We start from the raw sequence: 13,226 nt of genomic DNA, 5'->3' as shown, positions 1-13,226 counted from the left end.
CGTTCCCTATGATGAATACAAGTCTGGATCAAAATATTTTGCTGCGGGCCGGCGACCTGTCTTTTACCTTCTTGAGCAGTGGTGATGTGTATAAGATCGCCCACGGCTCAACGATGATCAACCAACTGTTGACCAATTCAGTCGACGGTTCCTTGAACAATCTGTACTTGAGATTGTACCGTCCGTCCGGCGTAAGTATCACTCCCCTGCTTGGAGTTCGCTCACCAGGAGTAATCCGACAAACGGATCAGCAGATTATTTGGGAAGGTTTCACCGCTGGTGTAGGCTATCAGGTGACCTTCACGCTAAGCCGCCTGGGAGTATGGTTCTGGGATGTAACCCTACAGGGCGATGACGTGGAAGCAGATGTCGTGTACGGTCAGGATATCGGCATTGCCGATACCGCTGCTGTGCGCAGTAATGAAGCTTATTTATCTCAATATATTGACCACACCGTGTATCATGATGAACAAAGAGGCTATACCGTTTGCTCACGTCAAAACCAGCCTCAAAGTCAGGCATTCCCATACATTCAACAAGGCTCGTTAACCCGCACTGTTGGTTACTCGACTGACGGATTTCAGTTCTTTGGACTTTCGTACAAAGAAACGAATGAGCCGGAAGCACTCCGTCGCGACTCGCTCGCCAATGAAGTATACCAATACGAATTCGCCTATACCGCATTGCAGTCCGAGCGAGTGAAACTTGCCGGGGAAGCTCGCTTTACTTTTTACGGTCTGTTCCAGCCCAATCATCCAGCCGCAGTGACAAAGCTGGAGTATCAGGAAATGGTGACAAAAGCACGTGACGAAGTAGCTGCCATTCTAGTAGACGCTTCCGAGACCATCATACCGGTACGCGCGGCAAGTGATCTTCAGACAGGGCGTGTGGCTCCAGTTCAAACCATCGGTGAGCCGCTGCGTACACTGGACTTCACCGATGCCGAAGTGGATCAACTTTTCCCCAAACGGCAGGAAGAAGAACGGGATGGCGATGAACTACTTTCCTTTTTCACGGACAACTATGAGCATGTCGTACTCAAATCCAAAGAGCTTCGTGTAGAGCGTCCCCACGGGCACATTTTAATGGGCGGTCATTACTCAGGAGGTAAGGAAGAAACCATTACAACCACCTCCTATATGTACGGGGTGTTCAATTCCCAGCTTGTGATCGGCAATACCAATTTCAATAAAATGATCACCAACGCGCGTAATGCGCTCAATATTCCCAAGACATCCGGTCAGCGCATCTATGTCGGAATCCAAGGGAAATACCGCCTGCTCACGATGCCTTCCCTGTTCGAAATTGGCTTTAATTATGTGCGCTGGTATTACAAAACGGCTGACGATACATTCATGATTACAAACCATACGAATGCCGATAGCCCAGAAGTTCGGCTTCACATGCGTGCGGTAAGTGGCCAAACCTATCCGTTCCTCATCACTCAGCAAATGTCTATGCATGTGAACGAATATGAGCTTCCGTTTCATATGGAACGTGAAGGTGACGCCCTGCTCTTCCGGGCAGACTCCGCTTCCCTGAGCGCCGAGGCCTACCCCGACCTGCTTTACCGAATGCACGTAGAGGGCGCTCCATTACAGCATGTGAGCGACGCTCAAGCACTGCTACAGGGTGGTGCCTCTCCTGATGCGTCTCTGGTTGTGCTGGAGCTGGGTGACAGTAGCGAATGGACCTGCACCGTGCAGGGTTGGCTGAATGGGCTTTCAGCTGGTCAAGAATCAGCGCACAAAGAGCGTCACGCTTCCTTTGAAGATGAACGCGAGCGCTATCGGGCATATTTTGCCGAGCTTATGAACGGTTTCCATCTGTCGCTGGGTCAACATGAAACGAGTGAGCTTTTCCGTGTGAACGCAGTGGCTTGGTGGTACACCCACAATATGCTCGTTCACTACTCTGTGCCTCACGGTCTGGAGCAATACGGTGGTGCAGCCTGGGGAACACGTGATGTGTGTCAGGGACCTGTGGAATATTTCTCAGCTGTGCAGAAGTTCGATGAGGTTCGTTCCATTCTGCTGACTGTTTTCAGCCATCAGTACGAGGACAGCGGAAACTGGCCGCAATGGTTTATGTTTGACAACTACACTCAAGTGCAGCAAGAAGAAAGCCATGGGGATATTATCGTCTGGCCACTCAAGGTACTGGGCGATTATTTGACCGCAACCCGTGATTACAGTATTCTGGAAGAAAATGTACCTTACACCCATCGGCATACTTTCGATTATACCAAGCAGACGGCGACTCTCATGGAACATGCCCTGAAGGAAATCGAATATATTCGGGAGAATTTCCTGCATGATACGTATTTGTCGGCCTATGGCGACGGCGATTGGGATGACACCCTCCAGCCAGCCAATGCACAGCTGAAGCAATACATGGCGAGCAGCTGGACGGTTGCACTCACCTACCAAGTTATTAGTAACTTTGCTGCTGCTTTGGAGCAGGTCCCCGTAGATGTAGTAAGCGAAGCCGACAACATTGCACAAGATCTACATCAGATGGCCAATGGCATCCGTAAAGACTTCAACCGCTACATGCTGGAGAGCGGGATTATTCCGGGCTTTGTGTATATGGAAGAGCCCGGCCAACCTAAGCTGATGCTCCATCCGTCTGACACCGAGACAGGAATCCATTATCGGCTGCTGCCGATGACACGCAGCATGATCAGCCAGCTGCTCACGCCTGAGCAAGCATTGGCTCATGAGCAGCTCATCCGTGAGCAGTTCCTCTGCCCGGATGGCGTGCGTCTGATGAACCGCCCTGCACAGTATGATGGCGGTGTGAGCTCGCACTTCAAGCGTGCAGAGCAAGCGGCCAACTTTGGACGTGAGGTCGGGCTGCAATATGTGCATGCCCATATCCGCTTTGCGGAAGCGATGGCTAAGTTGGGACGCAAAGATGACGCTTGGCACAGCCTGAAGCTCATCAATCCGGTCGGCATCCGTGCGTCCGTACCGAATGCCGAATGGCGCCAAAGCAACGCCTATTTCAGTAGCTCGGACGGTAAATTTAACACCCGCTATGAAGCACAGGAACGGTTTGGTGAACTGCGTGAAGGAGCCGTACCCGTCAAAGGCGGCTGGAGAATCTATTCCAGTGGTCCAGGAATCTATATGAATCAGCTCATATCGAACGTCCTTGGTGTTCGTCAGTCGGGCGAAGATCTGATCCTAGACCCCGTGCTGCCGGATCATCTCGACGGATTGGAATTTGAATTTTCCTTTGCGGGAAAACCAATTACCTTCGTCTACCGCATGCTGCAAGAGCATACTGGCGGTGAGCAAAGCCGTACAGTATTGAACGGAATACCACTGGAAAGCGTGCCAGCCGATGATAATCGCTACCGCTCCGGTGCCTTGCGCATCAAACGCGAGATTTTCGAGCAAGCCTTGGCAGAACATGACGGTGTACACCGTCTGGAGATTATTTTATAAAGCGTTTTTAATGCTAAATCTGGTATAGGCAACAAAGGGATGGCGATCTTGCGGGATCGCCCTTTGCTGCTTATGTGTAGGACTAAGACATTTGGAATAGATATGTGGTTAATAATGAATATACAATAACAATTATAAGACGGACGACAAGGAGGTGACGATGTGGTCAGCATTAAAGATATCGCCAAACAGGCGGGCGTTTCCATATCTACCGTTTCATATGCCTTGAATGGTAGCGATAAGGTAACAGAAGAAACTTGCGCACGTATTTTAGCCATTGCCAAAGAGCTTAACTATGTGCCCAATGCCGCCGCACGTAATCTCAAGAAAAGGCAGACCAAAATTATTGGCGTTTTCCTGACTGATTTCCGTGGAGACGTTTATGGAGATTTACTGTATGGCATCAAGGAAATTTTGAACCGCAAGGGCTATGATCTCATCGTATGCAGCGGTAAGCAGTCTCACCGAATGTTGCCGGAACGCATGATCGACGGCGCCATTGTGCTGGATCAGACGTTTGATAGTCAGGAGCTACTGAACTACGCCGAGCGAGGACATAAAATTGTCGTGTTGGACCGTGAACTGAATCATCCTAACATTAACCAGGTGCTGCTGGATAACAAAGCGGGCGCAGCTCTCGCAATCGAACATTTATTGGAATTGGGACACCGTAAGCTATATGTGGTTACCGGACCAGAAGGTTCTTACGATTCATGGCAACGGATGCAGGCGGTCAAGCAGACCGTTGAGCGTAGCGGCGTGGCTGAAATGATCGAAATTGACGGCGATTTTGAGAAATCGGGCGGTGAACAGGCGGCTGAGATCATTTTGCAGCAACAAGTTAGCCCAAGTTCGGAACCTGTAGCCGTATTTTGTCTCAATGATGAAATGGCAGTGGGCTTTTACAATCGAATGGCTCAGTCAGAGCTGACGATTGGCAAGGATATTCATATCGTCGGCTTTGATAATATCGAGCTGGCGCAATATATTCAGCCCCGTCTGACAACGATTGACTATTCCAAGCGTAAATGGGGCGCTGTAGCTGCCGAACAAGTTCTCAAAATCATTGCCGGGGAAGACGTGGAGCATGAACGTTTATACGTTACGCTTGTCCAAAGAGAATCGGCAGGCGCAGCATTCATCACCCAAGATCAACAGAATCTGTGATGAACAACGCAGAAGTAACCTGCTCGCCAGCCTCCTCCCAAAAAAAGAACTTCCACAGGCCCAAAACACGGGGTGGAAGTTCTTTTGGTTATACTTATTTAACCTAACAAATCCTCAATTGAATTCGACAACGACCGTAAGGGATTACCAATCGTTTGCCCCGTCTCCAGCTCCACCTGTAACGCAGCATCAACCATAGACAACTGTGCTACAGCCAGCCCACTGCTTGGATCAGCCTCCCTTAGCTCATACAGCGAACGAACCAGCAATTCCTTATACTCGTCTTCACGTCCCTGCATAATCAGTTCAAAAGCGTCCTCCACCACCTTAACCTCTATCCAAGAAGAGATATCCGGTTTGCCTAACAGAGCAGCCGTATGATAAAGACGCTTCATCGTTCCCTCTACAGTAGCCGGATTCGTGAATACCAAGGTCCGTGGCCGCAAATCATCGCATATCTCATGAAAAAAGGGCTCATCCAGCGCAATTACTGGTGTAGACAGGGTCAATTGAGCCTTTTCTGCCAAAACAATATAATTCGTGCACGTTATCAAAATAACGTCTATATCGCTTTGAGCAATCCATCTCAGTTGCTCTTCTACCTTGCGACTGGCATCGTCCGCAGAAAAATGCGGGTCTGACGAGATCCGGCGCATAAGCCCAGGGTCCACAAAATGTATCAGCTCCACCTCATAAGAAGCAAAAGCTCGTTCCACATAGGCTATGTTCGAGTGATGTGCATGCAGGCAGCCCACACGTTGCTTCAAGCCTTCCATCGTCCAACCTCCTGTTATAAGTTTGCATCATTTTATCAGGAAGAGGACGATTAGGAAAGCATGCCAATCACGCCATACCACAAATGCACTTTCTTAAAACTTGCCGTTTGTATTTTTCCACTCTGTTTTAGCTGGAACCTCCTGAACTACGTCCCAATGTTCCGCTACCTTGCCGTTCTCTACCCGGAACAGATCATAGACAGCGGCTGAAGTTCCCTTAGACGATGTCAATTCACTCACAACCAGCACAAAGTTGCCTTCTCCAATGACCATGTGAACCTGATCATATCCAAAAGAAGCTCCTTGGCTTCCCGCTGCGGAAAATGCTTGTTTCAAATTGGATACACCGTCACCAAAAAGAGGATTATGTTGAATGTAATGGTCACCGTTATAGTAGCTTTCCAATGCAGCACGATTTTTGCCAACCAGGACATCATCCACAAACTTGCGGATCAGTGTTTTGTTCGTCTCAGTTTGGTTGAGATCCGTGATCTGTGTTGTTCCATCAATCATGGTGTGTCCGCTTGGATTGGCTGGAGCCGAGTCCTGCATGTTGTCCCAATGCTCAACAATTTTACCATTGCTATCGAAGCGGAAAATATCAAAAACAATGCTCGTTTTCCCTGCAATGGACTCTTTATAATGAACTGCTACATAATTACCATCCTGAATTACACGTTGGATTTCAACCTGTACATTGGCTCCCTTCGCCTGACTAATCCCTTGCAGCAACGCATCTCTTCCGCTAGCAAAGCTCAGATTGTGCCGAATGTACTGATCCTTGCTGATCCAAGTCTCGGCCGCTTTCGTGTCTCCGGTTTCAAAACTTTTCACGATTTCAATGACCTTATCCTTATTACTCACCCCGATTTGTACCGTTTGGCTGGCCGGGTCCCAAATCACTTGCTTGCCCCATGCTTCTTTGACGACATCAACCGGTACATAGGTTACCCCCTGCTTGGTCAATAGGGTCGAGGTGGATAGCGGTACCTTAATCCCGTTGATTTGCGCTTCCGGACTGCCAGACACCAGTACAACTGTCGCCTGATCATATCGGATGGTCGTGCTTTGTCGCGCCGTATTGAACGTAATATGCTTGGCATCCATCGGAATTCCCAAACTGGAGGCCAATTGTCTCAAGGGAATTAAGACCTGCTTATTTCTCACGATAGGCGCAATTTTGTAAGTCTCCTTCTTGCCATCTACCCAAACCTGAATACCCGTAGTAGGTTTTACCTCGGCTGCTAAAGCCGGTACAGCAGAAGACAGAACAAGCAAACCAGCGAGTGCAGCAGTAACCGTATGTTTTTTCATGAATGTGAACCCCTCTCAACATGTAAAATAAAATGTGGAAAACAATTTCCTTTTATGTAACTAATATAGTTACACCTAATCGCAAGAAGCAACTTTTCCCCGCCTATCTAACTTTAAACCCCATTTAAATCTTTTGAAACCTCAATAACCCTCCTTTCAAAAATTTATAATTGTACTGCTACAATGCAAGCCACAAGCCTTAGAATAAAGGATATGGGGAGCAATAACAATGTGTGATAACTTGCTAATGCCAAAACTCAAAAAAAGCGGCTCCTATCGGCAAGCGAATGAACGCTTTTTGAATAGTAAGCCGCTGTGTTAACCCCATTGCTATTGTTATACGGATAACGTCCTCCGAAACTTGATAAAGCTCCCGATTCGCCAGATTGAGATATACACCAGTGCCATCGTAATCGCCAGCATGCTAATTTCGGTCGTACCCAAACTACTGAGATACTGGGTCAAAACGACGCGAATCAAGATAATAGCGATAATAATATATTTAAAATATGGGTTCGGCTTGGGATAAATAAGACCGTCATCCCGTCTTTCATACGCTGTATGCAGCAAGATAACATAGCCAAACAGAGCCCCTAATAGCCCGGCAACCAGCAGTTCCCAAAAGGCGGGAAGGGCGTACGTTTGACCGGGAATATGCATTAATTGGTACACAGACATCATCATAAGCGGGAATGCGATAAACAAGGGGAGCAGAATCCGGATTCCATTTCCTTTTACCGGTCCCCTTCGTCTCTTGGTCCTTAACCAGATCATCAGCCCCACCAAAACAGCCATCAATACATATATAAATATCGTCGTCATGGTGTAGTAACTCCTTCCTTATAGATCCTGTAGATACGCTAGCCTAAATCGACAGTTTTTTCTCCAGCAGATACGCGCTCAAGCGGATTAATACATATGCAGCAACCCAACTCATCAACACCGCAATCGGGAAATGCCAGGTAAATGGAAACCATTGTCCTGTTTGAGCATGGTCAAACTGCTCATAAAGCCCCTGATCGCCCGACCAATAAAAGACACTCCCGCCACCCATCAAAAGAATCCACAGTATCGGGTTAAGCGGCCTCAAGGTGCTGTATTTGGTACTGGCCGTCAATAGACCCAGCGCAATAACCAACGGCGTGAAGGCGATAATCATCACAAACCAGTTCAATCCGGCTACAATAAAAGACGCTGCATCCGCAAACGTATAAGGCTGTATGGTTGATGAGATGAACAACGCGTACAGAGAACCCACCACAAACAGAAGCAATATTACGACCATGGTTTGTAAAATAGCCGCAATCCATTTGGCGCTAATCAGCCATATGCGCGGATAGGGAAGGGTCAGCCACCATCCGTAGGTGTCATTTTCCCATTCTCTTCTCAAACTTCCCACACCCATGAAAATGATCATGTACGGCAAGCCCAGGGTCACATACCACAGCCTTGTCAATTCGAGCTGGTTGTGAAGTGCAAAGTACAAGGAAATAGCGAACGCCGCAATTAGAAATAATGAGAAATATACGAGTCTCCACGATCTCGGTAGTCGATTGCGGCCCTGCTTTCTCCAGCTTCCTTTATTTCGAAATTCATGGCGTATCAAATCTTTGAACAGCCCTGATGAATTCACGCCTTCCACTCCTTTTTGTACAAATTGCGGAACACCTGATTCAGCGAGCCATGCTCTGCACGCAGATCATCCGAATCACCAGACCATATGATCCGTCCGCGGTCCATCATGACCGTGTAGTCAAACAAGCCTTCCACTTCCTGAATATCATGCGTGCTAATGAGTATCGACTGCTGCCGCCCCTCCAAATAATCAATAATCCCGGCTACAATCGCCTCTCTAGAGAGAACATCAATACCCGCAAACGGTTCATCCAGGATCATGAGTGGAACCTCACGTGCCAGACATAAAATCAGTAGCACACGTGCCTCCTGGCCGCGACTCAGCCCAGTCATTTTAAGTTCCAGCTCCACGTCCATATGATCAGCAAGTTTATACGCGTCTTTTATATTGAAACCAGGCAAAAAAGACTTCCCCCATTCCAGCGTCTGCTGAACTGTATGATTGGGGTACCAGCGTGCTCGGTCAGGAAGATAGGATATATCCCGGTTGGTTTCCCAACCAGGCTGTCTGCCCAACACCTGAAGCTCGCCCCCATCTGGCTGAATCAATCCGGTGATTGCTCGAAAGAAGCTGGATTTCCCACAGCCATTGGGTCCAAGCACGCCTACAATACGTCCTGCCGGAATGATGACATCTAATTGATCTAGTGCTTTTTTACTGCCGTATTGCTTCACCAGATGATTCGCAACCACAACAGACTCCGTCATGCCTTATCGCCTCCTTCCTTGTCATTTCCGGCCTGTTTGCTTCGTATATATTGCTGTACATCTTCCCACGATAACCCCAGGCTACTCATCTGTCCGAGAAACTGATCTATATACGTTATAGCCAATTGTTCCCGAAAGCTGGCAATCCGTTCACTGGACGAAGTAACATAAGTGCCTAACCCGCGCCGCTTCTCAGTCAATCCGTCCCGCTCCAGCTCCTGATATGCCCGCATCACGGTATTCGGATTCATGCGTAATTCCTGCGCCAAATCACGAACAGATGGCATTTTGCTTCCCATTTCGATCTCCCCTTTAGCAATGGAGCTTCGTACTTGATTTAATATTTGTTCATATAATGGCTGGCTAAAGTCAATTAAAAATCGGAACGAGCCAACCCGTTGCTCTTCCATGGGTGTTTCCCCCTAATCGGCTGAATCTTCCGTGCCTGAAGTGTATTATATCACTTAATACACGTAATACAAGTTTATTTTAGCTGAAATTTTAGTCATGCCACCCAAATTTCATTCAGTAAATGCTCAGCTTGCGCTCAGATAGCATTCAAGTTGATCCCTTATGATGTATCACGTACCAAACAAACCATAAATGAAAGGTGGAAAATGAAGATGAAGAGCACCAAGAAAGCAATTTTGGCTGGAACGATGGCCTTGGCATTTTTAGGAGGCGGGGCATTGTACTCCACAAGCGCAGCCCATGCTGCTTCAACTACACCTGAGAAGGCTCCCATCGCAGACAAAGCACAGGCACCTAAGGGGAATCCCGGCGATGCTAATGGCCCTAAAATCGCAGGAGGTAACTATGCTGAGAACAAAGCTCTCCTGAAATTATTGAAATTATCCTCCAGTCAATTGGATACACAGCTGAAAGCAGGTAAATCCCTTGCTACAATCGCCAAAGCACAAGGCGTAAGTGTAAATTCTGTTATTGATGTGATGGTTTCGGATATGAAAGCGAAACTGGCTACGGAAAAACAAAACGGTAAAATTACAGCAACCGAATATAACCAACGCGTTTCTAATCTAAAACAAATGATGACAGACATGGCGAATGGCGTGAAACCATCCAAGCCACCAGTAGATGGCGGTAAAGCGGATGCAGGTAAAACTCCTGCTCAAGGAGATGCCAAGGCTCCTGCTAAAACCAATACAGCTAAAGCCTCTACTAAGCAGAAATAGCTACAGCTCCCGTTTGGGCACATCCACTCATGTATAATAAATCTCCGTCCGGCTTCCCTGTACGGATAGAGACGACAATAAGCCTGTCCCCTGCTGCGATACAACAGAAGGAGACAGGCTTATTTGTCATGTAAACAAGATAATATGTGGTAGACTAACATGATCCAGAGGTCATTTTTCACTCTAAATCATAATAAGGAGAATGTAATGAAAATAAATAAACAGGAATTTGATGTGCAAGGAATGCGCTATACGATCAGATCAGCCATAATTCAAGATGCGAAGAATTTGTCTGAAATCCGCTTGCTGATTGATGGAGAAACTGAAAATTTAGACAGAGAAAAGGGAGAAGCGTTTATAAGTACACCCGGTTTTAAACAGCTCATCGAAACGGATACAGAGAATAACAGAAACCTATTTTTAGTTGCGGTAGTTCATGATAAAATCGTCGGATTTTCAAGATGTGAGGGCCATGTTCTGAGCAGATTCTCTCATAAAGTTGAATTTGGCGTATGCGTACTAAAGGATTTTTGGGGTTATGGGATCGGGACGAATCTTTTAAAAAAATCTATTTCTTGGGCTGACTCCAATGGCATCAAGAAAATAACTCTACAAGTTTTGGAAACGAATGATAAAGCCGTTGAGCTCTATAAAAAACATGGATTTCAAATCGAAGGGTTATTAAAAAACGATAGGGTTCTTTCAGATGGTAAATACTACAACACCATAATCATGGGGAGATTTCATAAATAAAAAAAGACCCTGTTCAACAGGATCTTTCATCTTTGCATCGCCACACATCCCCTAGTAGCGATAATCATCATAAGGATTGCGATTACGATACTGATCACGCGGCTGCTGAGCTGCGGTAATCATCAAAAATATGCCTGAGAGCAAATGCATCAACCAGCCCACAATCGGAATCCATCCAATAACCGAGGTCACGATCCCTAAAATAGACCCATAATAAGACTCTCTATTCGTCACCGATAGCACCAACGTAACAATGTGGAAAATCAGCATAAAGAACAATATAGTATACGCGGAATTTACGACGAGCAGCCCGCCCAAAACGGGAATAGCTAAAAACAGCTCCAATCCGCCTGTAATCCATTTTAATGTTTTTGATGGTGTCATTGTTCCACTCTCCCGATGCTGTTTCATTCCATAATTATATCCTATCCCTATACAGACTGACATACATTTTTTTACATATTATATGCTTATATCGTGACAGACTCATCCCTTTTTCGAATGAGCTAAGCCCTGGCTACATATATGTGAGAGAGAATGAAATGACGTGATTTCTAGAGGGGTGAACACGATGGGATATTATATTGAGGTGGAACGCGGCGTGAAGCTGTATGTCGAGGATATTGGAGAAGGCATCCCTGTTCTGATGGTGCACGGCTGGCCGCTGGATCACCGAATGTACGAATACCAGGTCGCCTTGTTGCCTGCTTACGGGTATCGCTGTATTCAGGTTGATCTTAGGGGGTTCGGCAAGTCTGATCGACCATGGCATGGATACAATTATGATCGATTGGCGGACGATCTGCTGGCTGTTATGCAGGCGCTTCAGTTAAACCAGGTACGGCTAATCGGGTTTTCCATGGGAGGAGCTGTGGTTACACGCTACATGAGCAGGCACTGGGGATTTGGCGTCAATCAGTTGATCTTGATCGGAGCAGCTACGCCTCGATTCACCCCAACCAGCGACTTTCCTTATGGTACTCCTGTCACAGAGGTAGATAAACTCATTAAACAAGCCTATACAGATCGTCCACAACTGGTAACTTCTTTTGGCGAAATGTTGTTTGCTAATCCCGTCAGCCAGAGCTTACGCGACTGGTTACGTGACCAGGGCTTTGCGTCAACAGTTCATAGCATGGCTTGTACTTTGTACTCACTACGTGACTCTGATTTGCGCCCTGATTTGCCATGTATACACGTGCCCACCTGGATTCTACACGGCAAGCTGGATCGGGTCTGTCCTTTCCCCCTGGCTGTCCAAACTCAAAAAGGAATCGCCGGATCAAAGCTAATTCCTTTCGAACGAAGCGGGCACGGTGTATTTTACGAAGCGCTACCTGAATTTAATTCTATCTTACTGAGCATACTAGCCCCATCCTCCACACCATAATTGAAAGCCTGTTCATTCTTATGTATAATTTATATTTATAAAAAACAAAAAGACGCCTCAGCGCCGTTAATGGCTATGGGGCATCTTTCACTACAAACATTAATCCGCTTAGGATTGTTTGGTATGATTGAAGCTCGTATTATTTAAAACAGCCAGCTTTTTCTCGCCCTTCACCATGGCAGAACCGCAAATGGGGCATGTCGGCTCGACAGAAAAAGCGAAGTTATCCCGCATCCAGCCGTTACATGTATCGCTGGCGCAATTCCAGACAGTTGTAATTTCCTCAGGAATCTCATCCATTGGCTTTTTCCGTGAATTGTACATAAACATCCCTCTTTCTTCATGATTTATAAAGCGATAAGATGTAATCAGTTCAAAAACGGTCTTGTGAACAGATAAAAACAAATGCCCCAAACGCTATGTTCGGGGCATCTGAAATAGGCTGTAATTTTAAATTACAGTTTTACAACGTTCTCAGCTTGTGGTCCACGGTTTCCTTCAACTACGTTGAATTCTACGCGTTGGCCTTCGTCCAAAGATTTGAAACCTTCGCCTTGGATTGCGGAGAAATGTACGAATACGTCGCTTCCACCTTCAACCTCGATGAAACCGAAACCTTTTTCTGCGTTAAACCATTTAACTGTACCTGTTTGCATGGAATTACCTCCAAAATGTATTTATATGACCTTTATTTTTTACAAATAAAAATTCACATATTGCACAAGGTTATTTCAACCTAAAACAATAGCCCTCTACAATATGCGAATCTCAGGTCACAATCTCAATATACTCATATTACCATAAGTGTATTGAAAACGCAAGCACTGGTGAATTTAAT

14 protein-coding genes are annotated in these 13,226 nt (G+C 46.5%); 5 read left to right on the top strand and 9 right to left on the bottom strand.

The window, feature by feature from the left end; genetic code table 11:
• Positions 1 to 11: 11 nt before the first annotated feature.
• The gene (locus tag JOD82_RS22415) at positions 12 to 3,452 is read left to right on the top strand and encodes a GH36-type glycosyl hydrolase domain-containing protein (protein WP_209949960.1); all 3,441 of its coding nucleotides are present in this window, start codon (positions 12 to 14) and stop codon (positions 3,450 to 3,452) included.
• A 162-nt stretch (positions 3,453 to 3,614) separates the two neighbouring features.
• Positions 3,615 to 4,619, top strand: coding sequence for a LacI family DNA-binding transcriptional regulator (locus JOD82_RS22410; protein WP_209949943.1), 1,005 nt, complete (start codon positions 3,615 to 3,617; stop codon positions 4,617 to 4,619).
• Positions 4,620 to 4,717: 98 nt separating this feature from the next.
• Here the strand turns inward: JOD82_RS22410 and JOD82_RS22405 are convergent, their stop codons facing one another.
• The 6 genes from JOD82_RS22405 to JOD82_RS22380 all read right to left on the bottom strand — a co-directional run bounded on the left by JOD82_RS22405 (position 4,718) and on the right by JOD82_RS22380 (position 9,462).
• Entirely contained in the window at positions 4,718 to 5,395 is a 678-nt protein-coding gene (locus JOD82_RS22405; RefSeq protein WP_209949942.1) for a hypothetical protein, read from the bottom strand.
• A 93-nt stretch (positions 5,396 to 5,488) separates the two neighbouring features.
• Entirely contained in the window at positions 5,489 to 6,709 is a 1,221-nt protein-coding gene (locus JOD82_RS22400; RefSeq protein ID WP_209949941.1) for a stalk domain-containing protein, read from the bottom strand.
• 336 nt (positions 6,710 to 7,045) lie between these two features.
• Complete coding sequence (locus JOD82_RS22395; protein ID WP_209949940.1) at positions 7,046 to 7,531, bottom strand: CcdC protein domain-containing protein; 486 nt, start codon at positions 7,529 to 7,531, stop codon at positions 7,046 to 7,048.
• A 43-nt stretch (positions 7,532 to 7,574) separates the two neighbouring features.
• On the bottom strand, positions 7,575 to 8,342 hold the full coding sequence (locus JOD82_RS22390) for an ABC transporter permease subunit (protein ID WP_209949939.1): 768 nt from the start codon (positions 8,340 to 8,342) through the stop codon (positions 7,575 to 7,577).
• Positions 8,339 to 9,052: an ABC transporter ATP-binding protein gene (locus JOD82_RS22385; protein WP_209949938.1), complete on the bottom strand. Its 714-nt coding sequence runs from the start codon at positions 9,050 to 9,052 to the stop codon at positions 8,339 to 8,341. The genes JOD82_RS22390 and JOD82_RS22385 overlap by 4 nt, the downstream gene beginning before the upstream one ends.
• Positions 9,049 to 9,462 (bottom strand): GntR family transcriptional regulator, encoded by a 414-nt coding sequence (locus JOD82_RS22380; protein ID WP_103048456.1) that lies wholly within the window; start codon positions 9,460 to 9,462, stop codon positions 9,049 to 9,051. The genes JOD82_RS22385 and JOD82_RS22380 overlap by 4 nt, the downstream gene beginning before the upstream one ends.
• A 213-nt stretch (positions 9,463 to 9,675) precedes the next feature.
• On the opposite strand from JOD82_RS22380, the gene JOD82_RS22375 reads away from it, so the two are divergent.
• Both JOD82_RS22375 and JOD82_RS22370 read left to right on the top strand, forming a co-directional pair.
• Positions 9,676 to 10,245 (top strand): hypothetical protein, encoded by a 570-nt coding sequence (locus JOD82_RS22375; protein WP_209949937.1) that lies wholly within the window; start codon positions 9,676 to 9,678, stop codon positions 10,243 to 10,245.
• 207 nt (positions 10,246 to 10,452) lie between these two features.
• Entirely contained in the window at positions 10,453 to 10,998 is a 546-nt protein-coding gene (locus tag JOD82_RS22370) for a GNAT family N-acetyltransferase (protein ID WP_209949936.1), read from the top strand.
• A gap of 51 nt (positions 10,999 to 11,049) precedes the next feature.
• Here JOD82_RS22370 and JOD82_RS22365 read toward each other — a convergent pair whose 3' ends face one another.
• A complete protein-coding gene (locus JOD82_RS22365) occupies positions 11,050 to 11,382 on the bottom strand; it encodes a hypothetical protein (protein ID WP_029516858.1) in 333 nt (110 codons plus the stop codon).
• A 187-nt stretch (positions 11,383 to 11,569) separates the two neighbouring features.
• On the opposite strand from JOD82_RS22365, the gene JOD82_RS22360 reads away from it, so the two are divergent.
• Positions 11,570 to 12,388: an alpha/beta fold hydrolase gene (locus JOD82_RS22360; protein WP_209949935.1), complete on the top strand. Its 819-nt coding sequence runs from the start codon at positions 11,570 to 11,572 to the stop codon at positions 12,386 to 12,388.
• Between the two features lie 108 nt (positions 12,389 to 12,496).
• Here JOD82_RS22360 and JOD82_RS22355 read toward each other — a convergent pair whose 3' ends face one another.
• Both JOD82_RS22355 and JOD82_RS22350 read right to left on the bottom strand, forming a co-directional pair.
• Positions 12,497 to 12,712, bottom strand: coding sequence for a cold-shock protein (locus JOD82_RS22355; protein WP_013308357.1), 216 nt, complete (start codon positions 12,710 to 12,712; stop codon positions 12,497 to 12,499).
• Positions 12,713 to 12,843: 131 nt separating this feature from the next.
• Complete coding sequence (locus tag JOD82_RS22350; RefSeq protein WP_007428290.1) at positions 12,844 to 13,044, bottom strand: cold-shock protein; 201 nt, start codon at positions 13,042 to 13,044, stop codon at positions 12,844 to 12,846.
• Positions 13,045 to 13,226 lie beyond the last annotated feature (182 nt).

This window comes from Paenibacillus sp. 1182 (assembly GCF_017833915.1).
In the GTDB taxonomy this organism is placed as follows: domain Bacteria; phylum Bacillota; class Bacilli; order Paenibacillales; family Paenibacillaceae; genus Paenibacillus; species Paenibacillus polymyxa_D.
The sequence above is the reverse complement of the archived record's forward strand: the minus strand, read 5'-3'. Positions and strand labels throughout refer to the sequence as shown.

Bases quoted from the DNA above. Each gene is read 5' to 3' on its own strand.
- JOD82_RS22400 (WP_209949941.1), bottom strand. From the start codon at position 6,709: ATGAAAAAACATACGGTTACTGCTGCACTCGCTGGTTTGCTTGTTCTG.
- JOD82_RS22395 (WP_209949940.1), bottom strand. From the start codon at position 7,531: ATGACGACGATATTTATATATGTATTGATGGCTGTTTTGGTGGGGCTG.
- JOD82_RS22375 (WP_209949937.1), top strand. From the start codon at position 9,676: ATGAAGAGCACCAAGAAAGCAATTTTGGCTGGAACGATGGCCTTGGCA.
- JOD82_RS22405 (WP_209949942.1), bottom strand. From the start codon at position 5,395: ATGGAAGGCTTGAAGCAACGTGTGGGCTGCCTGCATGCACATCACTCG.
- JOD82_RS22365 (WP_029516858.1), bottom strand. From the start codon at position 11,382: ATGACACCATCAAAAACATTAAAATGGATTACAGGCGGATTGGAGCTG.
- JOD82_RS22370 (WP_209949936.1), top strand. From the start codon at position 10,453: ATGAAAATAAATAAACAGGAATTTGATGTGCAAGGAATGCGCTATACG.
- JOD82_RS22355 (WP_013308357.1), bottom strand. From the start codon at position 12,712: ATGTACAATTCACGGAAAAAGCCAATGGATGAGATTCCTGAGGAAATT.
- JOD82_RS22380 (WP_103048456.1), bottom strand. From the start codon at position 9,462: ATGGAAGAGCAACGGGTTGGCTCGTTCCGATTTTTAATTGACTTTAGC.
- JOD82_RS22360 (WP_209949935.1), top strand. From the start codon at position 11,570: ATGGGATATTATATTGAGGTGGAACGCGGCGTGAAGCTGTATGTCGAG.
- JOD82_RS22415 (WP_209949960.1), top strand. From the start codon at position 12: ATGAATACAAGTCTGGATCAAAATATTTTGCTGCGGGCCGGCGACCTG.
- JOD82_RS22350 (WP_007428290.1), bottom strand. From the start codon at position 13,044: ATGCAAACAGGTACAGTTAAATGGTTTAACGCAGAAAAAGGTTTCGGT.
- JOD82_RS22385 (WP_209949938.1), bottom strand. From the start codon at position 9,052: ATGACGGAGTCTGTTGTGGTTGCGAATCATCTGGTGAAGCAATACGGC.